The organism is Chitinophaga sp. MM2321, from assembly GCF_964033635.1.
Lineage (GTDB): Bacteria > Bacteroidota > Bacteroidia > Chitinophagales > Chitinophagaceae > Chitinophaga.
In genome coordinates this window covers 4,049,142-4,073,208 of the sequence record NZ_OZ035533.1, presented here as the reverse complement: position 1 = coordinate 4,073,208, position 24,067 = coordinate 4,049,142, and the positions used below count along the sequence as shown (strand labels likewise).

Below are 24,067 nucleotides of genomic sequence, written 5' to 3'. Positions count from 1 at the left end.
ATGAAGTAAGCCGTAATTGTAAAAAATCATTTATTTACCAATAGGAAGCGGATGCAAAAAAGAGATGTGGTGTTTGTCCTGTAAATGATTTGAAGTCTTTAATAAAGTGTGCCTGGTCAAAATAGCCTGCCGTATAAGCCGTTGCAGCAAGACTTTCCGTAGGTGAATAGGTATCGATCAGGTTTCTTAACCGCAGGATGGAGGCAAATTGTTTGGGAGAAGCACCTGTTACCCGTCTGAACCTTTTTTCAAAAGGGTCCTGACTAATATGCAGATCGGTTGCAAGGTCTTTTATGCGGAGATTTCCTTTGGCCTGGTGTATTTTTTCAATTGCATGGGTGATAAGCTGGTCTGACTGGTATGCTGGTATGATTGAAAGCAGGTATTTTTCAATAACCGCTATCCTTTGAAGATGACTCTCTGCTTCGGCCAACCGGGCTTCTATATCATTTAATTGCTGACGGCCAATCAGGTAATCCAGTGGCAGGCTGATGCCGAATAGTTCATGCAGTGGTTCTTTAAAAAGCGTTGCTGCACCACCTTCCCGGAAAACGACAAGTAGGGTGGCGGTTTCCCTGGTATAATGTAATAAGCGGGGGGATTTCCGCAGTCCTGTAATAACGGATGGGGGTAGCTTTTCTTCGATGCCCTGTTCTGAATAAGTTATTCCTCCTTTTAAGCGTAGGGCTATTACAAGTGAGGTGCCTGGCAATATCGTGCTTTCCATACCATTTTCGCTTTCAATGATCATGAAAGTTTTGATAAACGGTTTTAGAAGGCTGGATGGAAGATATTGCTCGATTTTCATGCTGGTAGCTGTTTTGCAAATTTATGCAATTCAGATGAACGGTGCTGTCAGTATTTTGATATATTTGAGAGAACTAAAATTGTATATCAGGCAAGTATGAGGTCCGTCGTACAGAAAAGCACGATTCCCGCGTCGCGGATATTTGTAGCGCATGACCTGCGCGAGAAGCATTTTGATCCTACCTGGCATGCGCATGAGGAATACCAGATTTTCCTGGTGCTGAAAGGCACCGGCACACGGTTCATTGGCAATACGGTGACCTCTTTTTCTCCCGGTGATTTTACTTTGCTGGGCCCTCATGTTCCTCATTTGTGGCGGAGCGATGATCTTTATTTTGATAAACAGAATAACGAGTATACCCACGGGTTAGTGATTTATTTTAAAGAAGATTTTCTGGGAGAACTGCTGGAAAAAGATGAGATGACACATATCAAAACGCTTTTTGTCAAAGCACAGCGTGGTATTGAGTATTATGGAAAGATCAGGGATCTGGGGAGCCGGCAGATAAACAATATCCTGGCGGCTCATGGTATGGAAAGCGTGATCCTGCTGCTCTCATTGCTGGATAGTTTCGCCCATTCAAAGGATTTCCGCCTTTTACACAATGCTGATTACGTCAATACCCTGAAAGAAACAGAAACGCATCGTATCAACCTGGTTTATAATTATGTTTTACAACACTTCAAAGAGCCCATCGCACTGGAACAGGTAGCGGCATTATTACACATGACACCCACTTCTTTCAGCAGATATTTCCGCATTAAAACCAGTAAATCATTTACAGGTTTCCTGTCGGAGTTGCGTATCCGCCATGCCTGCAAACTGCTTTCAGAAGAAGACGGTAAAAGCATTCATGAGATCTGTTATGAATGTGGCTTTAACACTTTGTCAAATTTTAACAGGCAGTTTAAAACATTCATGAAAATGCCCCCCAAAGAATACAGACAAGCATTCCTTTCCTTATAAAGCCTCTTACCCCCACTCTTTTTTCATCAAATAATCAATTTTGTGCTTTTTGAGATATAATACAGTCGGTTTCTGACATAATCCGCTAAAAGATACTACCGGAGAGCGGCTATTTTGTGTTATTATTTCACGTTAAGTCAAGTCAATACTTATGTCTTTACAAGTTAGCTTTGGCGTTAGTACCTGGTTGTGGACTTCTCCTTTTAGTACATCAAATGCGCGGGATCTTTTTGCAAAGATCAGCGGTATGGGCTATGACATGGTAGAAATTGCTGTGGAAGATCCTCAGCTGATAGACACGGCTATTATCAAAGAAGAACTATTCCGGAATAACCTACAGGTAGCTATCTGCGGCGCATTTGGCAGTACCCGCGACCTGAGCAGTGATGATGTGGCCCTACAAAAAAACGGGTTACAATATATAGCTACGTGCCTGGATATTGCACAACAATTGGGGGCTTCTTTTTTTGCCGGTCCAATGTATGCTGCAGTAGGAAAGGCGCGGATGGTAGCTGCAGAGCAACGTAAAACAGAGTGGGAGCGGGCGGTAAAGAACCTGCGCATCGTTAGCGGCATGGCTGCAGACAAAGGGCTGCAGCTGGCGCTGGAGCCGCTGAACCGCTTTGAATCGGATCTCATCAATAATGTACAGGATCTGCTGCAACTGATTAAAGATATTGACCATCCTGCCGCCAGAATAGGACTGGATGGCTTTCATATGAATATTGAAGAACGGGATGCAACCCAGGCGATTGTGGATGCGGGGGAGAAACTGATCCACTTCCAGGTATCGGAAAATTACCGCGGCACACCGGGTAGCGGGCAAACTAACTGGAACGCCTATCTGAAAGGATTAAAGGAAATAAATTATAAAGGCGCCGTTTCCATTGAAAGCTTTACACCCGATAATAAAGAGCTGGCAGGCGCCGTATGTATATGGCGTAAGCTGGCAGAAGATCAGGATACTTTTGCAAGAGAAGGGTTGGCATTTCTTAAACAATGGGCACAGGGATAACAAATAAAATCTTTAGCTATGCAAGCAAATAAAGTTAACATCGCCATCGTTGGATTGGGTTTCGGAGCGGAATTCATTCCTATCTACCAACGCCATCCCCAGGCGGAGATGTTTGCTATCTGTCAGCGCAATAAAGAGAAACTGGACCAGGTAGGAGATGCTTTCGGGATAGCGAAAAGATATACAGACTATGATGAGCTGTTGAAAGACAGCACCATCGATGCGGTACATATTAATACACCGATCCCTGATCACGCTGCCCAATCACTGAAAGCCCTGAGAGCAGGCAAACACGTGGCCTGCACCGTGCCGATGGCTACTACGGTGGAAGAGTGCAGACAGATTGTTGAGGCGGTAAAGGAAACCGGGCTTACTTACATGATGATGGAAACAGTGGTATATGCCAGGGAGTTTCTGTTTATGAAAGAACTGTATGAAAAAGGGGCACTGGGCAAGATCCAGTTTCTGAAAGCCAGTCACCAGCAGGATATGGACGGATGGCCCAACTACTGGCCGGGACTGCCGCCTATGTATTATGCCACGCATTGCGTAGGGCCGGTACTGGGATTAACAAAAGCAGAAGCGGAATATGTTTCCTGTTTCGGTTCCGGTACTATCCGTGAAGAACTGCATCCGTTTTATCATTCATCATATGCGGTGGAGAGCACACATATTAAATTCAGAAATTCAGACCTGAGTGCGCATGTATACCGTTCTTTGTTTGATACAGCCAGGCAATACCGGGAAAGCTTTGAAGTATATGGTTCAGAGAAATCTGTTGAGTGGCCACTGATAGAAGGAAGGCCACTGGTACTGCATACGGCCAAACGCCCGGAGCCGGAAATACCGGAAGAAGTGGTGTCACCGGATTATGCGCACCTGTTGCCGGAGCCGATACAGCTTTTTACAACAAGAGGCGTGTATGATAGTGATGGGTCGCAACATCTTTCATTTACGCAGGGCGCTGGTCATGGTGGTTCGCATCCACACCTGGTACACGAGTTTGTAAGTGCGCTGACAGGGCGGCGGGAGCCATTTCCCAATGCGCGGCAGTCGGCCAATATCACCTGTGTGGGCATCCTGGCACATGAGTCGGCGCAACAGGGCGGGGCTATTGTACCGTTGCCCGCTTTTACAATGCTGTAAGTCACCACGATATAAATAATGTAAAGAATTTTTTTTGATAGTAATGCTAATCACATTTGCCTAATGAAAAAAAATAATTGGTTATATCTCTTTGTATTGGCATTGACGGGTGCCCTTTTCTCTGCATGTAATATGGGACACGATAAAGCCCCCCGCAAACTGGAGATTTTTTTCCTGGGACATCAAAGCAAGCATCATAATTCCGAAAGACTGGCGGAGATGCTCTCACAGGAATATTTTAAGCAGGGTATCAACATTACCTATTCTGCCAATCCTGATGATCTTGCCGGGGAGGATCTTAAATTATATGATGGCCTGATCGTATATGCCAATTACGATAGTATTACACCTGCACAGGAAAAAGGATTGCTGGAATTTGTCCGTTCCGGTAAAGGTTTTATCCCGCTGCACTGTGCTTCTTATTGTTTCCGTAATTCGCCGGAAGTAGTAGAGATGATAGGCGGACAGTTTAAAACACATCAATATGATTCCTTTCCTGCTGTGATCGTGAAACCGGAACATCCTGTTATGAAAGGGATTCCGGCTTTCCGTACGGAAGATGAAACCTATGTGCATGACAAGATCAGCAAAGATATTGAAGTGCTGACAGAGCGGGTGGAAGGGGATCATCATGAGCCTTATACCTGGGTGCGCCCTTATGGTAAAGGCCGCGTTTTTTATACAGCTTACGGACACGATGAAAAAACATGGAACAATCCTGATTTCCTGAACCTGGTACGTAATGGTATATTATGGGCGGTAGGAGACCATGTAAAAGCTTTGCATGATAGCCTGCATTTACCGGTACCAACCTATACTCCCGCTAAAATTCCTAATTACGAGCATCGTGATCCGGCGCCTCAGTTGCAACAACCGCTTACGCCTGCGGCCTCTGTAGCGTTGACGCAGCTGCCTCCCGGATTTGAAATGCAGTTGTTTGCTTCCGAACCTGAAATCAGTAAACCTATCTGCATGAACTGGGATGAACGTGGTCGTTTATGGATTGTGGAAACCGTGGATTATCCGAATATGGTGCGGGAGAATAAAGCTGAAGGCAGAGACAGGATTAAGATTCTGGAAGATACAGATGGCGATGGGAAAGCGGATAAGTTTACTGTCTTTGCAGATAAATTAAATATCCCTACCGGCTTCACTTTTATAAACGGAGGTGTTGTGCTGGCACAACCACCGCATTTTCTTTTTCTGAAAGATACCAATGGAGATGATATTGCCGACGAAAGAAAAGTAATTATCACAGGCTGGGGTACGTTTGACACCCATGCGGGACCTTCTAACCTGCGTTATGGCCCCGATAACAAGATATGGGGAACGGTAGGCTATTCGGGCTTCAAAGGTACTATTGGCGGCTCTTTGGATACGATGAGGTTTAGCCAGGGATTATATGAATTTACGCCGGATGGGAAAGAACTGAACTTCCTGGGCAGCACCAGTAATAACACCTGGGGCCTGGGATTTTCCGAAGACTTTGATGTGTTCTTATCTACTGCCAACAATACCCACAGTGCGCATTACGCCATACCCAAACGATATCTGGATATGGTATCCGGCGAAACGGAGCCGGGAATAGAAAAGATCGATGGGCATTACGGGATGCACGTAGTGACCAAAAACCTGCGGCAGGTAGATGTACATGGAGGCTTTACCGCAGCGGCAGGGCACAATTTGTATACTGCCCGCAAGTTTCCGAAAGAATACTGGAACAGGATCGCTTTTGTTTGTGAGCCAACCGGGCGCGTCATTCATCGCGCTATCCTGACCCCCCATGGTTCTTCCTTCAAAGAACAGGATGGATGGAATTTTGTGGCCAGTGCGGATGAATGGTTTGGTCCGGTACAGGCAGAAGTAGGGCCTGACGGCGCGCTCTGGATGCTGGACTGGTATAACTTCATCATCCAGCATAATCCTACGCCGGAAGGATTTGAAACAGGTAAAGGCAACGCTTATGTAAACCCGCTCAGGGATACACTGAGAGGCCGTATCTACCGCATCAAATATAAAGAAGCAAAGGATGATAAAATATTATCCCTCAGTAAAGATAAACCGGATGATCTTGTAGCAGCGATGCGCAGCACCAATATGTTCTGGCGTACTACCGCACAACGTTTGCTGGTAGAATCCGGTAATCGCAAAGTAGCGGATCAGCTGTATAAAATTATCCAGGATACACATGTAGATGAAGTGGGTATCAATGCACCTGCAGTGCATGCACTCTGGACATTGCAGGGACTGAAATTATTGGATGGCCAGGATAAAAAAGCAATCGACGTAGTTACAGGTGCGCTCCATCATCCTGCCGCCGGTGTGCGCCGCGCCGCTATCCAGGTGCTGCCGCCCATAGAAGCCACCGGTAAGGCATTGTTGGCATCAAAAGTATTTGAAGACAAAGATCTGCGGGTGGTGCTGGCTGCCGTACTGAAAGTAATTGATCTGCCCACCTCTAATGAAATTGGGCATCAATTATTTGAGATGGCCAACCAGAAAGGACGTGTGGTGGAAGATAAATGGATACGCAAAGCATTGTCTATCGCAGCAGTGAAACATCATGCAGGTATTGCTGCGGCCTCTAAGGAAAGCGGGATCAGTGAAAAAGTAGAGATCGCCGAACTTGGAAAGCCCGACCAGGTGATCGTACTTAAAACACTGCCGCATGAAATGAAATATGATAAGACCGTGCTACATGCAAAGGCAGGCACCATCCTGGAAATCGTTTTTGATAATGTAGACTTCATGCAGCACAACCTGCTGATCCTGAAACCTGGTAGTCTTGCCAGGGTAGGGGAAGCGGCTGATCAGTTGGCAGAAACACTGGATGGCGCAAGCCGGCAATATGTGCCGCGCATCCCGGAAGTACTGCATGCCACGCCGCTGGTGAATCCGGCAGAAAAATACAGCCTGAGGTTCAGGGTACCGGCAGAACCGGGCGCATACCCTTATATCTGCTCTTATCCGGGGCATTGGCGGATTATGAACGGGGTACTGAATGTGGTGCGGTAGCGGAAATTGGTGGTTGTCGCAATTAACCCCTTAAATTGTCGCTTCTCCACCTCCTGGAAGTGAATTTCTGCAAGTAAATTTGGTTTATCAACCTCCGGTAAATGGATGGACAATATGTTCAACCGGCCGGAGGTACTTTTGCAAAGAGGTAATTGTATTCAGCGTAAACCCAAAAAACATTTTATGAAAAAGATCACACCATTCCTCTGGTTTAATGATAACGCCGAAGAAGCCGTGAATTACTATGTCTCTGTTTTTAAAAATTCAAAAATCACAGCTATAAACCGTTATGGAGAAGGAGGCCCTGCGCCCGCAGGAAGTGTACTAACGGTCAGCTTCCAACTGGAAGGAGAAGATTTTGTGGCTTTAAACGGCGGCCCGCATTACACTTTTACCCCGGCCATATCGCTTTTTGTAAACTGCATAACACAGGAAGAAGTAGATGAGTTGTGGGAAACGCTTTCTGAGGGTGGAGCTAAAAGTCGCTGTGGTTGGCTGGAGGATAAATATGGCCTGTCGTGGCAGATCATTCCCGCTACTTTAATGGAGTTGATGAATGATAAAGATCCCGTGAAAGCAGGAAGAGTGATGAAGGCGATGATGAAAATGGATAAAATTGATATTAAAACTTTACAGGAAGCATACGATGAAAAATAATCCCGGACTTCCATAAAAAAAACGCTCACTTCGACATCACCTGTTCATCTTCCCCTTTTAATTTATAAATATTTTGCTATAGTTTTGTAGAAGGGACGGCAGTATAATATCTTGCTGACCGGAATACACCGAACCGGTGATGGTTCGGGGGTATCATTATCAACCATAGAATAAGAGGGAAGAACAGGAGTGACCCGCCTCCTTATTGCGGGATAACAATTTATTAATGATGATTGCCTGGCGGCTGTGTTGTATTTTACAACATTGTAATTATATATGATGGCCAATACCGGCTAAAATAAAGCGGGGATAATAATCTTTTAAATTTTGTATTATTGACGTATGCACCGTATTCCCGTATTGGATGAGAAGTTATTGCTGAAGCAAACCGCGGAAGGTGATGAGCGAGCCTTTGAGCAGTTGTTCCGGGCTTATCATCAGGAGCTGGGCGCTTATGTATTACGTGTTACAAAGTCAGTAGCACTTGCGGAAGAAGTGGTGCAGGAGGTGTTTATCAAGATCTGGACAAAGCGCACACAGTTGCAGGAAGTGAATAATTTCCGGTCTTATTTATTTATCGCTTCCCGTAATCATACCTACAATGTGCTCCGGCAACAGGCCCGTGAGGCCATGAAGCAGCAAACCTGGGCTTCGGATACCGCGCAGGGGTCAGACCATGCTGCCGGTGAAGACATGGAAAGATATTATACTTTAATAGAAGAAGCCGTGAAAAAACTCCCTCCCCAGCAGCAAAAAGTATGGCTGCTGAGTCGCAGGGAAGGATTAAAACATGAAGAGATAGCCTCCCGGCTGCTCCTTTCACGGGAAACTGTAAAAAGACATATCAGCCTGGCGATAGGTGCTATCACCCGCTATGTACAGGCACATGCCGGCAAGATGATCCCGGTATTTGTCATTCTTTTTGAAGATTTAAAAAAATAATCTTCCGGCATTGACCCTTTCTCTGATCTCCGGTGTCTTATAACCGGAAAATAAAAACATTTAATGGCTGATAAAAGGATTACCTGGTTATTCCATCGTTATTTCGACAACACGGCTACCCCTGAGGAACAGGCTGAGTTGATGGCGTTGCTGTATGAGAATAATAATGAAGAAGAAGTACAGGCGCTCATGGAAGAAGCATGGCAGTCATTTAATGCAACCGATCCCGTTTTTTCGCCGGAGCAAAGCGACGCTATGTTGCTGCGGGCCTTACAATCAGCTACTACCCCCGTTGTACAAATGAAACGGAGGCTGTGGCCGAAACTGGCAGCAGCAGCGGCCATTACGGTATTACTGAGCGTAGGTGCGTATCTGTTATTTGAACACAACACCACACCATATGCAGCAAAGAAGCTAGCCGCGCCCATAGAAAAAAATGAGACGCCTGAACCGGGGGGGAATAAAGCAGTACTAACCCTGGCAGACGGTTCACAGGTAACGCTGGACAGTACCGGCAATGGTGTACTGGCCTTACAAGGCAATACACAGGTATCAAAATCAAAAGACGGAGAGCTGGCATACCAGGCAGCTACCGGCGACGCCGCAACCGCCATCTCTTATAACACACTATCCATTCCGAGAGGAGGACAATATAAAGTGGTACTGCCGGACGGCACCGGCGTATGGCTGAATGCCGCCAGTTCACTGAAATATCCTGTATCATTCACCGGTAAAGAGCGCACCGTGACGCTCTCCGGCGAAGGCTATTTTGAAGTAGCCAGGAATGACAACCAACCTTTTTTTGTAAAGGTGGATGACATGGAAGTAGCGGTACTGGGAACGCATTTTAATATCAATGCTTATCATGATGAAGCAGCGGTTAAAACCACGCTTTTTGAAGGCGCCGTAAAAGTGAGCAATGGCGCTGCCAGTAAACAGATTAAGCCAGGTGAACAGGCTGTTATAAACGCAGATGCTGCCAATATACGGGTGGTTAATGCAGATATGGATCAGGCATTGGCCTGGAAAAACGGATTTTTCCTTTTCAGGCGTACCAGCCTCGAAGCGGTGATGCGGCAACTTTCAAGATGGTATGATGTAGACATCCGTTATGAAAGAAAGATCCCTGCCAGGGAATTCAGCGGTGAAATACCCCGCAATGCCGGCCTGCCGGAGATTCTAAAGATCCTGGAACTGAGCCGGATACAATTTAGGGTGAAAGGGAAACAGATCATTATCATGTGACAATAATTTATTCCTAACGAAATCAAAATTGTATGAAGAAAGATTTACATCCTTCATAGTAGAATGGTATGCCTGGAATAAAAAAAACAGGATTCCGGCTTAAACGGAATCCTGATCAGTACAGGCTTAAAAAAAGTAAATAATCGGCACTATTTAGTATTTCCTAAACCAACTCTAATGTACAAAAAATTACTTGCCTTTAAACGCAGGGGTTATCCTGGTATGCCAGTCGGCATCCTCCTGAAGATGAAGCTGGCTATTGCGATCATCATCATAGCCAGCCTGCACGTAAGTGCCAGCGGTTATTCGCAGCCGGTAACGCTGGCAGAAAAGAACGCTCCACTGGAAAAGATCTTTCAGTCTATCAGAAAACAAACCGGCTACGTTTTCTTCTATGATTATTCCTGGTTATCGGATACCCATCCGGTAAGTATGAATGTGAAAAGCATTCCCCTGGAAAAGGCGCTGGACCTGTGTTTTGTTGATCAGCCACTCACGTATGCGGTTGTAGGCAAAACCATTGTTATCAGTCCGAAGGATAAGAAAGCAGACCTGTTCCAGGATTCTGTGATCACCTTACGTGGCAGGGTCACCGATCCCAATGGCAACCCTTTGCCCGGTGTTACAGTAAAAGTAAAAGACCAGAATAAAGGTATTTCCACAGATGCTGATGGAAATTTTATACTCCGCCCTGCCCCCGGCAACATCGTACTGCTCGTTTCTTATATTGGATATAATCCGAAAGAAATAGCCGTAACGAATGTAAACAGTGCGGTTATGATCAGGCTGGAAGAAAACACCACGCAGTTAGACCAGGTGATGGTAGTTGGTTATGGTACACAGAAGAAGAGCAGTGTAACAGGTTCCATTGTACAGGTAAGTTCCAAAGAATTGAGTACGGCGCCTACCTCCAACTTGTCTGCTATGCTACAGGGACGGCTGCCAGGATTGGTAACCAGGCAGTCCAGCGGACAGCCCGGTTCTGATGGTGCTTCTTTGCTTGTAAGGGGATACAGTACGCTGGGAAATAGCAGCCCGCTGATCATTGTAGATGGGGTGGAACGTGATTTCCCTTCCTTGAATCCTGATGAAATTGAATCCGTAACAGTGTTGAAAGACGCGGCTGCCGCAGTATATGGTGTACGCGCTGCCAACGGCGTAATTATGGTAACATCCAAAAGAGGGAATAACAATCAGAAACCAACCATCAATTTTAATTCATCCCTCGCTTTAAGTACAAATACTAATTTCCCGAAATTCCTCAACGGCCAGGACTATGCTTACTGGTACAACAGGGCGCAGGAACTGGATGGTATCGGCGAAAATGCGCGCAGATTTACCGCGGACGAAATGGACCGGATAAAGAATGGCGATCCCCAGGGCGTATTTGGAAACACGGATTGGTTTGATCTGCTGTTTAAAAGCAGCGCCCCGATATACACTAATAATCTGTCCATCTCCGGCGGAACAGACAGGTATAAATATTTTGTGTCTATAGGCAGCTATAGCCAGGACGGTATTATTGACCGCACTTCTTACAAACGTTATAATGTAAGAGCAAACCTGGACGCTACTATCACAAAAAGATTAAGCGCCGCTGTAAACCTGGCCCTGAGAGATGATAATACCAAACAACCCGGATTAAGCGCCGGTATCGGTAACTCCTATGCGTCTATTTTCAGCCAGGCGATGTTGTCATATCCATTTCTGCAGCCGTATAATGCGGCAGGAATGCCGGTAGGCAGCCAGAACCCTGGTAACGGGAATCAGAATGCTATCGCTGCAAGAGATCTTTCCGGAGAACAGAATACGAGATCCAGCAAATTCCAGGGAAGCATCGCATTGAAATATGATGTACCTGGTGTAGAAGGGTTAAGTTTGAAAATGAATACTGCTTTTGATAAGGGGTATAGTATGAAGAAATCATACCTGCTCCCTTATTTATTGTCCGTATATAATCCTGCTTCCAGAGCATTTACTGAAACCTATGCCCGTCATGCCCTTACCGGTGATGCCACCCTTAACCAGTGGTTTGCAGATTCCTGGCAGACAACCTTACAACCTTCGGTGAATTATGACCGCAGCTTTGGTAAGCACTCCGTAAGCGGCTTATTCCTGTACGAGTATATGCGCAATGATAATTCGTCTTTGTCGGGTGGAAGAAGAGGTTATCCGATTACCGATATCATGGACCTGAATTTTGGTGAAGAAGTAATAGATGATCTTGTAAAAGGCGGCCATGGCATGTTTCACAGAGCGGGCTATGTTACCAGGCTGAATTATGATTTTGCCGGTAAGTACCTGTTTGAATTTACCGGAAGAGTAGATGGCTCTCCAATGCTTCCAAGTCAAACCAGGTGGGGGATTTTCCCGGGTGCTTCATTGGGATGGCGTATATCTGAAGAAGATTTTTTCAAAAACAATGTGTCATTCGTAGACAACCTGAAATTGCGTGCCTCTGCCAGTAAGCTGGGTAATGACAGGATAGCGGACTATCAGTATTTAACAACAATGAGCCTGGGACCGGATCCTGTAGTGATGATCGGTGATAAATTGTCGCGTCCTTTGTCTCCCGGCAGCATACCTAACCTGGATATTAAATGGGAAACCACCATGGTATATAACGGTGGTATAGAAGGTAGCTTGTGGAATGGCTTACTGGGTGTGGAAGCAGACGTGTTCTATAAAGTAACCAAAGATATTCTCCAGGGTCAATCCAACCTGATGCCATCATCTTTGGGTGGATATTTTCCTGCTTATGTCAATTCAGGGATAGTGGACAACAGGGGATTTGAATTGACATTACAACACAGGAATCATATCGGTCAACTCAATTACCAGGTGAGAGGAAATGTATCCTGGGCCAGAAATAAAGTGATTCAAACAACAGAAGATCCGAATGTTCCTGATTATTTACGCAAAACAGGCAAGCCGATTGGTATGAAGTACGGTTTTGTGGCAGACGGATTATTTCAGTCACAGGAAGAAATTGACAACAGCGCATTGTTCGGACCAACCCGTGTAGGGGAAGTGAAACTGAAAGACCTGAATGGTGATGGACGTATTACCTGGGATCAGGACTGGACCATGATCGGAAGAGGTGATCTCCCGGAAGTAATGTTCGGATTTAATGTGAGTGCAGACTACAAAGGATTTGATTTCAACATGTTCTTCCAGGGCGCTGCAGTATCAGACGTCGCGCTGTCTGGTTTGTATTCCAGCTCCGGTATTTATGATAACACCTTTTATACCATGCCTTTTTACCAGGATGGTAATGCACCCAATTACCTCGTGGAAGGCGCCTGGACGCCGGAGAATCCAAATGCAAAATATCCGCGTCTCAGTACCACTCCTGCGCAAAGCGGTGGAAAGTTCTCTTCCTTCTGGATCAGGAAAGGTGATTATCTGCGCCTGAAAAGTGCCCAGATCGGTTACACCTTGCCTGCTACCGTAACAAACAGGATCAATATACAACGTGCACGTATACACGTATCCGGCAGTAACTTATTTACGGTGAGCGCGCTGGGTTTTCTGGATCCGGAAATGCCAAGCGTAAATCAGGGATATTATCCGCAGCAACGCTTGTTTGAATTTGGACTGAATATCACGCTTTAATCCATTACGACATGAAAATTAAAAGACTTACATATACTTTATTATTGTCCGGGTTCTTATTCACCACGGGTTGTAGCATTGATCCGGAACTAACGGACGTGTACACCAGTGAAGTGGCGTGGACAAGCGAGGCAAACCTGGAACTTTCACTGAATAAGTTTTACCCGCTGATCGGACAAACCTACTATAGTTCACACGTAACGCAGGATGCTTATGCAGATGTATTGAAAATGAATACACCCGGTGATGAAGTGAACCTGCTGGTATTAGGTTCCTCTGCCATCACACCCGGCGCCAATGCCATGGATAACTGGGCCTGGGGATATACCTGGGTGAAGAGCTGCAACCAGTTCCTGGATGGATTAAAACAGTTTGGTACAAAACTGTCGGCCGAAACCACCGCAAGAGCTGAAGCGGAAGTACGGTTTTTCAGGGCCTACGTTTATTTTGAACTCGCCAAAAGATATGGCGGTAGTGTGATCCTCTTAAAAGATCTTCCTACAGAAAAATTTTATGCAAGGAGCACACCGGATGAAGTATGGAACTTTATTGCAGAAGACCTTGATTTTGCTGCCGGCAATCTTCCTACAGAAGTGCCTGCCAATAAAAGAGGGAAGCTCACCAAAGGCGCTGCATTTGGCCTCAAAGCAAGGGCCATGCTCTACGCAAAAAGATGGAAAGACGCTTCTGACGCAGTGGTAAACCTGGATAAGCTGCAACTGTACGATCTGTACCCCGACTATGAAAAGCTGTTTAACCTGAAACGGTCCGGTGGTGGAGAGAATAAAGAAAGCATCCTGGAATTCGGCTATAGCTCACCAAACTTCGGCTATTCCTTTGATTACTTCTTTTGCCCTCCCGGTGATAAAGGCTATGCACAGGTGAGCCCAACGGAAAACCTGGTGTCTGAATATGAAATGGCCGATGGTAGCAAATTCAGCTGGAGCAATGCCACACAGGCCGCCTCCCCATACGAAAACCGCGAACCCCGTTTCTATGCTTCCATTTTATATAATGGTGCATCCTGGAAAGGAAGAACCGTGGAAACTTTTGTAGGCGGCGTTGATGGATATGCCATCGGTGGTGGTACTACCTGCACCGGCTATTATATGAAGAAACTGTTTGACGGTAGCATCAAAACACAAACCGAAGGATTCCGCGCAGGTGAACTGACTTTCTATTTCATGCGGTATGCAGAAGTATTGCTGATCTATGCGGAAGCGATGGCTGAGCAGCAACAGTTAGGAGAGGCATTGAAAGCATTAAATAAAGTGCGTGCAAGAGCAGGTTTTACTACAGACGTATCCGCTGGTAGTAAAGATGAGTTTATGAAACTGTTGCGTCATGAAAGGATGGTGGAACTGGCTTTTGAAGGACACCGCTACTGGGATCTGCGCCGCTGGGGACTGGCTACTACCGTATTAAATGGCACAAATGTTACCGGCACCAAGGTCACTAAAAATGGAGACGGTACTTTCAGCTATGTAGAAGTAGACAGTGATAATGGCAAGAAGCGTGTTTATCCTGAAAAATATAATCGTTTCCCTATTCCTGTCGACGAAATTCAGAAGAATCCGTTAATGGAACAATTTGATGAATGGAAATAGTTTAAAACTAACTACAATGAAGAAAAATATTTTTTTATATAGTTTACCAATGCTGTTCACTTTGTTCCTGGCTTCTTCCTGTGAAAAAGTGAACCTGCACGAAGGGATTACCTTTGAGAAAGGGTTATTGAACTTCCAGATAGAAGTTCCGGGTCAGCCTGCGCAATACAATGCCACGGTAGCAGGCCCGTATAACGATGGAGATACTATTTATATAAAAGTACCTACCACAGATGAAGACCCGCTGGATGTAACAAAGCTGAAACCTTTGGCCAGCCTGGAAAATAACAGTGAAATTAAACCCGGTTTGCCCGGTTTGGCAGATTTCACCAATCCAATGGAGATAAGCGTGGTGGATGGATCAGGCAACACGAAACGCTATATTGTAAAAGTGGTGCCTACCCTACCAAGAACAGTATTCAAGAGCCTGTGGTTCAAAACCGCCTCCACACTGGGTGTATTAAGAACCAATATTTCTGGTCTGACCGTAGCGGGTGATAACCTGCTGGTAGCAGATTATAATGGCGGAAATATGGGTGCTGATGCAGGTGTGCGGGTATTTGACAAAGTAACCGGTGATTATAAAAAGATCATTGCCCCGCCAACTACTTTCTGTATGCAAGTAGTAGCGGATGATGCCGGTCATTTTGTGATGAACAGGTACAACGTTTACGGCGCCGGATTTATGGTATACTACTATGAAGATGTAGACAGTGCGCCACAGCTCATCCTGAACTATACAAATGCAGCGGGTTGCCCGGCTGATCTGGGTAAAAAGATGAGCGTAATAGGTAACCTCAAACAAGGTAAGGCGTATGTGTATGCCACCACGGCTAACAATAATAACTGTTACTATTGGGAATTTAATGATGGTGTTCCTGTTGATGTGTTGCCTACTGTTATAAAGTATACCAATGCAACGCCATGGAACTTTGCCACCATAAAAAGGAAATCGCTGGATGCCAACTCCGATCATTACATCACCTACTGTAACTACGTATCACCGGATGCAAACCTGGAAAAAGGAAGCCGCTTTGCCTCTTTTACACCTGATATGGATGTAACTGAAATGAATACACAGAATCACTATTATAAAATTCTTGATTTTGAAGTATTTAATATAGGCGGTACCGTATTTATGGCTGCACTGACACAGGGTTATTTTGCCTGGGATGCTACGCACATAAAAGTATATGATATCACAGATCCTGCAAAGATGAAACTGGTACCGGGAAGTGCAGGATACGATGATTTCATGTTATTCACGTCACCCATGTACGGTGGTACCAACTACAACAGGTATGGCGATGTTGCCGTAGATGTAAAAGGTAACGACATCACTGTTTATGCCACCATGGCTACCAATGACGCCACTACAGCAGGTGTGATGGCTTACAAGATGAAATTCAATCCTTAAAAAAATTATACAGGAATTGCAGGATCTCCCTGCAATTCCTTATTTTAAACTATTATGAAGAAGATTTTTTTATCTGGTATCTGTATCACCATCATGGCCGGCCTACTGTCATGTAGCAGGCATACAGCCACACCTGATACGCCGGGCAAGGAGCATCCTGCAGATAGTATAGGCGCTCAGGACAGCACCTCCCTTAAATACCGGGCGCTTCATGGCGCCACCATACAAATAGATCCTTCCTTCCCTTATTATCAGCACCGCTCCAATGAAAGTATCGTGGATGAAATTGCGCTCGCCGGTTATACAGGCGTGCATTACTTTGTTGTGAATGAGCAGGAAGTAAATGGTCCGTTAATAGCCGCATTTCATAAACGTGGGATGCCTGTATGGCTGATGGTAGTAGGAAACGGAACGTATTCTACTAAAGGATTGCCGGCAGGATGGGAACAATGGAAGATGGAAATGACGAGAGAAAAGAACGGGGAAGGATTTACCTTTTTCTCTTTGTTTAATAAAGATTTTGCTGCCTGGAAAAAGCAGTCATTGGTGAAACTCCTGACGGATTATCCCTTTGATGGCGTAGAAATGGCGGAAACTTATTTCCCGGAATGGGATGCTATCCGTACCGGGAGGTATGGAGATGTGGGCCCGGTGGCGCAGGCGGCCTTTAAGGAAAAATATAACCTGGGAATACCGGAATTTAATAACGCTTCCGCTGCCAACTTCTACACTAAAATACCAGAGATTTATAAGAAGTGGATGCAGTTCAGGGTAGACGGCGTGACTGATTTCCTGGATGAAATTTATAATGGCGCCGGTGGTGTAAGAGCAACTCATCCAAATGTACTGGTGGCCACCTGGAGCCTGGTAGTGGATGCAGGACTCAATTCCGTTGAAAAGGTTAGAGAAGATCATGGACTGGATGTGGTGGAAATTGTAGGCAAGGTAAAACCTGATGCACACTTTTTTCAGACACATTGGCCCGACTGGATAAAGACAGAAAAGCAACTGCCACCGGATTATATGAAAGCATACAACATCTTTACCGGGCCGGTGCATGCGCCATTCCCCGACCTGCCTTTAGGTTTCCAGGCAGATCAAGGATCAGGCAAGGATATGATAAAATCAGCAGCCTGGGTACATCAGTTTAATGAAGCCGTGCCTAAGTATGGCTACGCTACCTGGACAACCTATGAGTATCATCTGGGTGGCTATATTTATGCCGGTGCGCCTGTGCCATTGAAAGCAGTGCAACAGGGGAATGATTCAGTGATTGTTTCCTTCAGCAAGCGGATCGATGAAACGAGCGGTAGCAACCTGGCAAATTATAAACTGATGAAAGAAGCCAGGCTCCAGGATCAGGTAATAAAAAAGATTACGGTAGATGGCAACCGCGCCATTATTGAGCTGAATACGTCCCTGACTGGCACTTACAGCCTGGTCATCAACAATATTGGTGATACACCTGCGCTTCGCCTGTATAAAGACACTCCATTGAATACGATGGAAAAACAACAGGAGATCGCAATCACTAAGGAATAAAACAGATCAGAAAAATTTCTTTATCAGAACGACCGCACCCGCTCACGTAGCGGGTGCGGTCGTTTTGATAAAAACGGTGCAAAAATGAGAAAACCTGCATAAAATTTCGTAGTATTAAATAAGTATATGCCAGTAAAACCCGAAATCCTTAGTTATGAATTCACGTCGTGATTTTTTACAGAAAATAGCCGCTTCGGCGATCGCTTTGCCCCTGCTGCCACTTGCCGGATGGGCAAACAGCAGCAACTATGAAGGGCCGGTATTGCGTGTAGCCATCATGGGCCTGGGTGGTTATGGCACCCGCGTAGCGGAAGCCATGCAAGCCTGTAAGAAAGCAAAGCTGGTGGGTGTAATCAGCGGCACGCCAGCAAAAATAACGGACTGGCAGGGCAGGTTTTCCATCCCCGAAAAGAACTGCTACAATTATGAAAACTTCGACCGCATAAAAGATAACAAGGACATTGATGTGGTATATATCACCACACCAAACGGGTTGCATCATGACCAGGTGATACGGGTAGCCGCAGCAGGCAAACATGTTATCTGCGAAAAGCCGATGGCATTGAACGCTAAAGAAGGGCAGGAGATGATCGATGCCTGCAAAAAGGCGAACGTGACGTTATTGGTGGGATACCGGATGCATTTTGAACCCAAAACACTGGAGATCATCCGCATGCGGAAAAATGATGATTTCGGGAAAATTTTGTTCTTCCAGGGATTATGTGGTTTTAAAATAGGCGATCCTACACAGTGGCGGTTAAATAAGCAACTGGCTGGCGGCGGCTCTCTCATGGATATTGGTATATACGCCATCAATGGCGCCCGTTATATGGTAGGGGAAGAACCGACATGGGTTACTGCCCAGGAAACCAAAACAGACCCTGTTAAATTTAAAGACGGCGTTGATGAAACCATTCAATTTCAATTTGGCTTTCCAAGCGGGGCAGTGGCTTCCTGTTTATCAACCTACAGCATGAATAACCTGGATCGCTTTTTCTTAAATGGCGAAAAAGGATTTGCCGAATTGCAGCCTTCTACTGGCTATGGCCCTATTAAAGGGCGTACCAGTAAGGGAGAATTAACCCAGCCCCACGTCACCCACCAAACCGTTCAAATGGAAGAAATGGCAGGCATCATTTTAGAAGGGAAGCAACCTATAGTACCGGTAAACGGGGAAGAGGCGTTGAAAGATTTAAAGATTATCGATGCGATTTACCTGGCAGCTAAAACAGGACAAAAAGTAGATTTAAAATTGACCTGACAGGAAGTTGCTCAACTTTTTTTCCTGGAAACTGAAAATAGTTAATTAGCGAATTGTTGTAAAATCGCATTTACATATTTTGTTGCGCCAAAGTGTTGCAGAAAGGGCTGATAATAATTTTTTGAAATAGCAATAAAGTGAGTGGTTGTTTTAGCCTCGCTCCAGGCAGATTTTAAACCACTGAAAGCAAGGTTGTTTGTTTTATCCAGGTTGATCAGTTCTTCCGTGATCTTCCGTTGCAGCTCCTTATTGAGTTTGGTATTGATCAGGGCAGGTCCCAAAGGAATTTCCGGCGATGTCCAGATCACACGCAGCTGGCTTTTTTCCTGCGGTGAAAGCTTCTCCAGTTCGGCGCTTCCCATGGCGGCCAGGTCGGCAGAATCCTTTAATAAATATTGCAGTGCATTGGCGTGTGTGCCGGCATAAGATACCTTTTTAAAATATTGTTCTGCATCATTAATGTTCAGGGCTGTCAATCCGAGCCGTGGCACCAGGTTTCCCGCTGTTGACCCGGTAAACACCAGTGCAAGGTGTGTTTGTCCGGCATAAGTTTTTACATCCTTCCAGGTTTTAACAGGAGAAGTAGCAGCGGCCACAAAAGCTGTTTTATAATCCGCCTTTACGGTGTCGGGCCCTTGCATGACCAGGGAAGGAACCATGACATGTTTTTTATGGCTGGTTTCTAAAAGCAGGTAACCAAAAGTATTAATAAAAGCTACATCTACTTCACCCTGCTGGATCGCTTCAATAAACAACTGGATCGTCGGATAGCTTTTTACCTGTGTTTTTATACCCATTCTCTCCTGCAGATGGTTGGCTAAAGGCTCCAGGTTCTTTATCCGGGGGTTATCTGCATATTGATAGGTGGCAATCGTGATGCTTTGTGCAATGGCGCAATTAGCTATAAGGACGAATAGCAGGGTAATGGTGATCTTCATTTTTAGCTTGTTTTTTGGGGTAGCTACTTGTTTAATTATTATTCAATTTTAAGCTAAAAATAGGAGAAAATGAATATTGATATATTTTAATGTGTGATCAGAGAATAGCCATCTTCTTTTGAATAGCCTGCTTTTGAGATGCTGTCTTCGCCAATGAAAATGCTTTCCTGTAATTTGTTTTTGCCTTTTCATGATCAATATCTGTATAAAGCAGACCAAGGAGTGCAAAGTAAAAATGATTGTCTGTCAGGCTTAATTCTTCCGCTGCTGTTATCGCTGCCTGTTTTCCGTTTACTTTTGAAAGTGCGTACATTTTGTTGAGAATGGCTATGGGGGAATAGGCTATCTGTAATAACCGGTTATAGAGTTGTAAGATGTTTTCCCATTTCTCATTCTCATCAGATGGCTGGGTATGCCAATAAGCAATGGCTGCTTCTATATGATATTTTGAAATGATATTCCCGTTGGCCGAACAATGCAGGAAATATCCTCCTTTGCCAATAAGGTCTGCGTTCCAGCGACTGATATCTTGTTCTTCGTACAAAATAAGTTCACCATTTTCATGGAGGCGTGCTTCAAATCGTGATGCATGAAAACACATCAGCGAAAGGAGGGCATTGACCTGTGGTTGATTGGTGCTTTTATTTTCAACAAGCATCGTGCATAACCGCATGGCTTCAAGACAAAGCTCCTCCCGAAGCGTTTTGTTTTGGCTGACAGAATAATATCCTTCATTGAATAATAAATAGATGGTCGTTAGTACGGGCGCTAACCGCTCATCTATTTCCGACGGGTCCGGCAGACTGATGATATTTTTTTGCTGCCGCAGTTTTTCCCTGGCCCTGAATAATCGTTTATTGATGGTTTCTTTGTTGGTAAGAAAAGCAGCTGCAATTTCTTCAATACTAAAACTACAGAGGATACGGAGTGATAAACCGATTTGCGCTTCAGGAGGAATAGCAGGATGACAAATGGCAAACATCATCTGTAACTGACTATCACTGATATTTTGTGGAGACAGATCAATATCGTCAGGGTAACTGTCCGAAGAGTTGTTTTTTAATTCCGGTGCTATTTTATTTTCGAAGAAATGATCCCGCTGTAAATGATTTTTTGCTTTGTTCTTTGCCGCATTGTACAGCCATGCTACCGGGTTTTGCGGAATACCTTTCAGTCCCCAGGTTTCTGTTGCTGTGAGAAAGGTATCGCTGGCAATATCTTCCGCAATTGCTATTTGCCGGAGTCCAAAATGCCGGCACAGGACGGAAACTATTTTTCTGTATTCCGTCCTGAATAAATGTGGTATTAACTCCTTATTTTCCATAAAGAAGAGGTCCGCCAAAGGTATGGCAGCATTTATAATTACATTGGATCCACTTGCCTTACTTCTACACTGTTGCCTGCTCCCGCGAGGATCGGACAAGTTTTTGCGATGCTGACAGCATCTTCAAAGTCCGTTGTTTTTATAATAATATAGCCGGCAACTGATTCCTTAAGTTCGGCATAAGGGCCATCTGTTACCACATTGCCCGACTTAACCACCCTGCCTTCACTGGAGAGGTGATTGCCTCCGGATGACAATTTATGCTGCGCATCGATACCATTTACCCATTTTTGCCATTCTTTCATATACGCCTGCATTTGTTCAGGAGAAGGTTGCGCTTCTTTTGTGATGATGTCTAAACGGAATAATAATATGAACTCGTTCATCTTGCCTGATTTTAATTGTTATTGAATATATTATCTACATCTATAACAAATGAGACGGAAGAAATTGGACATCATTCCCAAAATATTTTCTGAAGTATTCGCATTTCTTTACAATGCTACACCCTTTACTAATACTATCTTTTTAACCGATGCATTTTTCAGGTGCAGCACCTGATCCCGTTCTTTATCGGCTTTAAAGGCTTCGAAATCAGCTTCGTTGTCAAAAGTTACCAGGTGTATTTCATAAGGGTGGTCAATGGTGGCCTCAATGTAGTGGTCCGGTGCAGGCCGCAAACGGAAGAGAAGCCGGCCATTGTACCTGCTGATGATGGGAATGGCAACGCTTTCAAATTGATCAAACTGCGCTTCCTGCCCCTGGTTGATATAAATGAGCTGGGTAATGTAGATCATGATTTTTTTGAGTTATGATGATGAGGTATTTTCCGGAATTTCTATACAAGTTTAAACAAATTCTGAATGAATAACGCCGGTATATTTACATCTGGATTTGAATATGTTAACTATTACCTTTGAGGTAGTATAAAAAGCGTACCGATGGAAACAAGCAACGCAGATACTTTACTGCAACAATTCAATGAAACCATTGAGAAATGGATCACTAACCTGGATGGCTACACGTTAGCAATGCTTTGTCAGCAACCTCACCCAGGCTCCTGGTCATTGGGGCAGGTGTATGTGCATATTATAGCCGATACCACCTATTTTGTTGAACAAATGAAAGCTGCGCTATTGTTAGATAATATTAACAGCGAAAAAGAGATGCACGAAGATGCAAAAGCTATGTTTGAGAAGAATGCATTTCCGGATATGTTGCTTGCTAACCCTTCTAATGACCCCAATTTAAGGCAGCCACAAAGTAAAGATGAATTATCACAAGGCTTGTCATGCATAAAGGAGGAAGTAAATAAGCTATATACGACTACTGATTTTTCAACATCAACGGGTAAAACTGAACATCCGGGCTTACGATTTTTTAGCGCCCTGAATTGGCTTCAGTTTGCAGAAATGCACATGAGGCATCATTTCAGACAACAGAAAAGAATTGATGAGCAACTTTTTTTGCATAAAAATGAGACAAAGAAGAGATGAGAATGGCATATGCACCGGGCGATTTTTTATGGTGTAGCCGCGGTGCATCAAATAAAGGAATAGGATTACTTCAGTTCCAGTTCCATTTGAATATTGCACCGTGCATACGGTGTGGATCTGCCTACCACTTTTTTGAATCCTAACTTGTGATACAGGTTGATGGCGGGTTTCAAAGCGGTATTGCTTTCCAGGTACACTTTGGATGCCCCTAACGCTTTTGCAGCATTTACAGCAGCCTGGCCAAGCAACCAGCCAATACTTTTACCCTGGATCTTGGGCGAGACCGCCATTTTTGCCAGTTCAAAGTCGTAATCAGGGTCGTTCATTTTGATCAGTGCACAAACACCAACAGGTTCGTTGTTGTATAGTGCAACAAATATCTTTCCGCCTGTGTCCAGAATGTATGCTTTAGGATTGTCCAAAGCCTTGTAATCCGCTTCTTCCATTTGGAAATAGGTAGAGATCCATTCCTCGTTGAGCGATCTGAAGGCCGTTTGATATTGGTCTTCATACGCCACAATCTGCACGTCTTTACTTTCGCGCAGCTTCTTTTGTTCCTGCACCCTTCTGAGCAGCGACTTTTGTTCCAGCAGAAACTCCCACTCTTCAATCGCTTCCCAAAGGTTATGCCTGGCTTCCGAAATAACGCTTTCGATGGCAGCATCCACATCAGCGGCTTGTACTTTTATTTTCGCCGAAAGTGCTGTTCCCTTTGTAGTTAATGCAACCATATTTCTGCGTTTATCCTGCGAATTCCGGTTTTCCTGCACCAATCCGGCTACCGTCATTTCCTGGATTATTTTGCTTACCGAGGGTTGGGAATGTCCAATCTCATTGGCGATTTCCGTTATGGTCTTTTCGCCTTCTTCTGAAAGGACAAAGAACACCGGGAACCATTTTGGAGAGAATGCTACCTTATATAACGCATAAATCTGGGCGGCGTCTTCCGTCACCTTTGAGGTCAGTAATCTAAGACGACTGCCTAAAGCCATTTTCCCTGTTTTTTCAAATAGTTTCATATGTATAATCAATTACATAATCAGTTATGCAAATATAGAAAATATGAAACAAAC

The 24,067-nt window shown here is 44.8% G+C and carries 19 protein-coding genes; 13 read left to right on the top strand and 6 right to left on the bottom strand.

The window, feature by feature from the left end; genetic code table 11:
• Positions 1-34 precede the first annotated feature (34 nt).
• A complete protein-coding gene (locus ABQ275_RS15710; RefSeq protein WP_349314097.1) occupies positions 35-808 on the bottom strand; it encodes a helix-turn-helix transcriptional regulator in 774 nt (257 codons plus the stop codon).
• A gap of 96 nt (positions 809-904) precedes the next feature.
• On the opposite strand from ABQ275_RS15710, the gene ABQ275_RS15705 reads away from it, so the two are divergent.
• The 12 genes from ABQ275_RS15705 (at position 905) to ABQ275_RS15650 (ending at position 19,236) form a co-directional block, all read left to right on the top strand.
• Entirely contained in the window at positions 905-1,774 is an 870-nt protein-coding gene (locus tag ABQ275_RS15705; protein ID WP_349314096.1) for an AraC family transcriptional regulator, read from the top strand.
• A gap of 151 nt (positions 1,775-1,925) precedes the next feature.
• Positions 1,926-2,789 (top strand): sugar phosphate isomerase/epimerase family protein, encoded by an 864-nt coding sequence (locus ABQ275_RS15700; protein WP_349314095.1) that lies wholly within the window; start codon positions 1,926-1,928, stop codon positions 2,787-2,789.
• A gap of 18 nt (positions 2,790-2,807) precedes the next feature.
• The gene (locus tag ABQ275_RS15695; RefSeq protein WP_349314094.1) at positions 2,808-3,935 is read left to right on the top strand and encodes a Gfo/Idh/MocA family oxidoreductase; all 1,128 of its coding nucleotides are present in this window, start codon (positions 2,808-2,810) and stop codon (positions 3,933-3,935) included.
• Between the two features lie 63 nt (positions 3,936-3,998).
• Positions 3,999-6,950, top strand: a complete 2,952-nt coding sequence (locus ABQ275_RS15690) for a PVC-type heme-binding CxxCH protein (RefSeq protein WP_349314093.1) — start codon at positions 3,999-4,001, stop codon at positions 6,948-6,950.
• Between the two features lie 183 nt (positions 6,951-7,133).
• Positions 7,134-7,607, top strand: coding sequence for a VOC family protein (locus tag ABQ275_RS15685; protein ID WP_349314092.1), 474 nt, complete (start codon positions 7,134-7,136; stop codon positions 7,605-7,607).
• A gap of 342 nt (positions 7,608-7,949) precedes the next feature.
• The gene (locus ABQ275_RS15680; protein WP_349314091.1) at positions 7,950-8,549 is read left to right on the top strand and encodes an RNA polymerase sigma-70 factor; all 600 of its coding nucleotides are present in this window, start codon (positions 7,950-7,952) and stop codon (positions 8,547-8,549) included.
• A gap of 63 nt (positions 8,550-8,612) precedes the next feature.
• Entirely contained in the window at positions 8,613-9,794 is a 1,182-nt protein-coding gene (locus tag ABQ275_RS15675) for a FecR domain-containing protein (RefSeq protein ID WP_349314090.1), read from the top strand.
• A 177-nt stretch (positions 9,795-9,971) separates the two neighbouring features.
• Complete coding sequence (locus ABQ275_RS15670; protein WP_349314089.1) at positions 9,972-13,409, top strand: TonB-dependent receptor; 3,438 nt, start codon at positions 9,972-9,974, stop codon at positions 13,407-13,409.
• Between the two features lie 11 nt (positions 13,410-13,420).
• Positions 13,421-15,016, top strand: coding sequence for a RagB/SusD family nutrient uptake outer membrane protein (locus tag ABQ275_RS15665; RefSeq protein WP_349314088.1), 1,596 nt, complete (start codon positions 13,421-13,423; stop codon positions 15,014-15,016).
• Between the two features lie 16 nt (positions 15,017-15,032).
• Positions 15,033-16,433, top strand: a complete 1,401-nt coding sequence (locus tag ABQ275_RS15660; protein ID WP_349314087.1) for a hypothetical protein — start codon at positions 15,033-15,035, stop codon at positions 16,431-16,433.
• Positions 16,434-16,487: 54 nt separating this feature from the next.
• The gene (locus ABQ275_RS15655) at positions 16,488-17,975 is read left to right on the top strand and encodes a hypothetical protein (protein ID WP_349314086.1); all 1,488 of its coding nucleotides are present in this window, start codon (positions 16,488-16,490) and stop codon (positions 17,973-17,975) included.
• 154 nt (positions 17,976-18,129) lie between these two features.
• Positions 18,130-19,236 carry a Gfo/Idh/MocA family oxidoreductase gene (locus ABQ275_RS15650; protein WP_349314085.1) on the top strand — a complete coding sequence of 369 codons (1,107 nt, stop codon included), beginning with the start codon at positions 18,130-18,132 and terminating at the stop codon, positions 19,234-19,236.
• 41 nt (positions 19,237-19,277) lie between these two features.
• Here ABQ275_RS15650 and phnD read toward each other — a convergent pair whose 3' ends face one another.
• From phnD to ABQ275_RS15630, 4 genes are all read right to left on the bottom strand, one after another.
• Positions 19,278-20,174: a phosphate/phosphite/phosphonate ABC transporter substrate-binding protein gene (phnD, locus tag ABQ275_RS15645; RefSeq protein ID WP_349314084.1), complete on the bottom strand. Its 897-nt coding sequence runs from the start codon at positions 20,172-20,174 to the stop codon at positions 19,278-19,280.
• Between the two features lie 97 nt (positions 20,175-20,271).
• Positions 20,272-21,498 carry a sigma-70 family RNA polymerase sigma factor gene (locus ABQ275_RS15640; RefSeq protein ID WP_349314083.1) on the bottom strand — a complete coding sequence of 409 codons (1,227 nt, stop codon included), beginning with the start codon at positions 21,496-21,498 and terminating at the stop codon, positions 20,272-20,274.
• A 38-nt stretch (positions 21,499-21,536) separates the two neighbouring features.
• The gene (locus ABQ275_RS15635; RefSeq protein WP_349314082.1) at positions 21,537-21,884 is read right to left on the bottom strand and encodes a YciI family protein; all 348 of its coding nucleotides are present in this window, start codon (positions 21,882-21,884) and stop codon (positions 21,537-21,539) included.
• A 108-nt stretch (positions 21,885-21,992) separates the two neighbouring features.
• Positions 21,993-22,295: a DUF1330 domain-containing protein gene (locus ABQ275_RS15630; protein ID WP_349314081.1), complete on the bottom strand. Its 303-nt coding sequence runs from the start codon at positions 22,293-22,295 to the stop codon at positions 21,993-21,995.
• A 144-nt stretch (positions 22,296-22,439) separates the two neighbouring features.
• Here ABQ275_RS15630 and ABQ275_RS15625 point away from each other — a divergent pair, with 144 nt between their 5' ends.
• The gene (locus tag ABQ275_RS15625) at positions 22,440-22,994 is read left to right on the top strand and encodes a DinB family protein (protein WP_349314080.1); all 555 of its coding nucleotides are present in this window, start codon (positions 22,440-22,442) and stop codon (positions 22,992-22,994) included.
• A gap of 65 nt (positions 22,995-23,059) precedes the next feature.
• Here ABQ275_RS15625 and ABQ275_RS15620 read toward each other — a convergent pair whose 3' ends face one another.
• Positions 23,060-24,013 carry a helix-turn-helix domain-containing GNAT family N-acetyltransferase gene (locus tag ABQ275_RS15620; protein ID WP_349314079.1) on the bottom strand — a complete coding sequence of 318 codons (954 nt, stop codon included), beginning with the start codon at positions 24,011-24,013 and terminating at the stop codon, positions 23,060-23,062.
• Between the last annotated feature and the right edge of the window lie 54 nt (positions 24,014-24,067).

Excerpts from the sequence above, each read along its gene's own strand:
- ABQ275_RS15710 (WP_349314097.1), bottom strand. The coding sequence starts at position 808 with ATGAAAATCGAGCAATATCTTCCATCCAGCCTTCTAAAACCGTTTATC.
- ABQ275_RS15705 (WP_349314096.1), top strand. The coding sequence starts at position 905 with ATGAGGTCCGTCGTACAGAAAAGCACGATTCCCGCGTCGCGGATATTT.
- ABQ275_RS15700 (WP_349314095.1), top strand. The coding sequence starts at position 1,926 with ATGTCTTTACAAGTTAGCTTTGGCGTTAGTACCTGGTTGTGGACTTCT.
- ABQ275_RS15695 (WP_349314094.1), top strand. The coding sequence starts at position 2,808 with ATGCAAGCAAATAAAGTTAACATCGCCATCGTTGGATTGGGTTTCGGA.
- ABQ275_RS15690 (WP_349314093.1), top strand. The coding sequence starts at position 3,999 with ATGAAAAAAAATAATTGGTTATATCTCTTTGTATTGGCATTGACGGGT.
- ABQ275_RS15685 (WP_349314092.1), top strand. The coding sequence starts at position 7,134 with ATGAAAAAGATCACACCATTCCTCTGGTTTAATGATAACGCCGAAGAA.
- ABQ275_RS15680 (WP_349314091.1), top strand. The coding sequence starts at position 7,950 with ATGCACCGTATTCCCGTATTGGATGAGAAGTTATTGCTGAAGCAAACC.
- ABQ275_RS15675 (WP_349314090.1), top strand. The coding sequence starts at position 8,613 with ATGGCTGATAAAAGGATTACCTGGTTATTCCATCGTTATTTCGACAAC.
- ABQ275_RS15670 (WP_349314089.1), top strand. The coding sequence starts at position 9,972 with ATGTACAAAAAATTACTTGCCTTTAAACGCAGGGGTTATCCTGGTATG.
- ABQ275_RS15665 (WP_349314088.1), top strand. The coding sequence starts at position 13,421 with ATGAAAATTAAAAGACTTACATATACTTTATTATTGTCCGGGTTCTTA.
- ABQ275_RS15660 (WP_349314087.1), top strand. The coding sequence starts at position 15,033 with ATGAAGAAAAATATTTTTTTATATAGTTTACCAATGCTGTTCACTTTG.
- ABQ275_RS15655 (WP_349314086.1), top strand. The coding sequence starts at position 16,488 with ATGAAGAAGATTTTTTTATCTGGTATCTGTATCACCATCATGGCCGGC.
- ABQ275_RS15650 (WP_349314085.1), top strand. The coding sequence starts at position 18,130 with ATGAATTCACGTCGTGATTTTTTACAGAAAATAGCCGCTTCGGCGATC.
- phnD (WP_349314084.1), bottom strand. The coding sequence starts at position 20,174 with ATGAAGATCACCATTACCCTGCTATTCGTCCTTATAGCTAATTGCGCC.
- ABQ275_RS15640 (WP_349314083.1), bottom strand. The coding sequence starts at position 21,498 with ATGGAAAATAAGGAGTTAATACCACATTTATTCAGGACGGAATACAGA.
- ABQ275_RS15635 (WP_349314082.1), bottom strand. The coding sequence starts at position 21,884 with ATGAACGAGTTCATATTATTATTCCGTTTAGACATCATCACAAAAGAA.
- ABQ275_RS15630 (WP_349314081.1), bottom strand. The coding sequence starts at position 22,295 with ATGATCTACATTACCCAGCTCATTTATATCAACCAGGGGCAGGAAGCG.
- ABQ275_RS15625 (WP_349314080.1), top strand. The coding sequence starts at position 22,440 with ATGGAAACAAGCAACGCAGATACTTTACTGCAACAATTCAATGAAACC.
- ABQ275_RS15620 (WP_349314079.1), bottom strand. The coding sequence starts at position 24,013 with ATGAAACTATTTGAAAAAACAGGGAAAATGGCTTTAGGCAGTCGTCTT.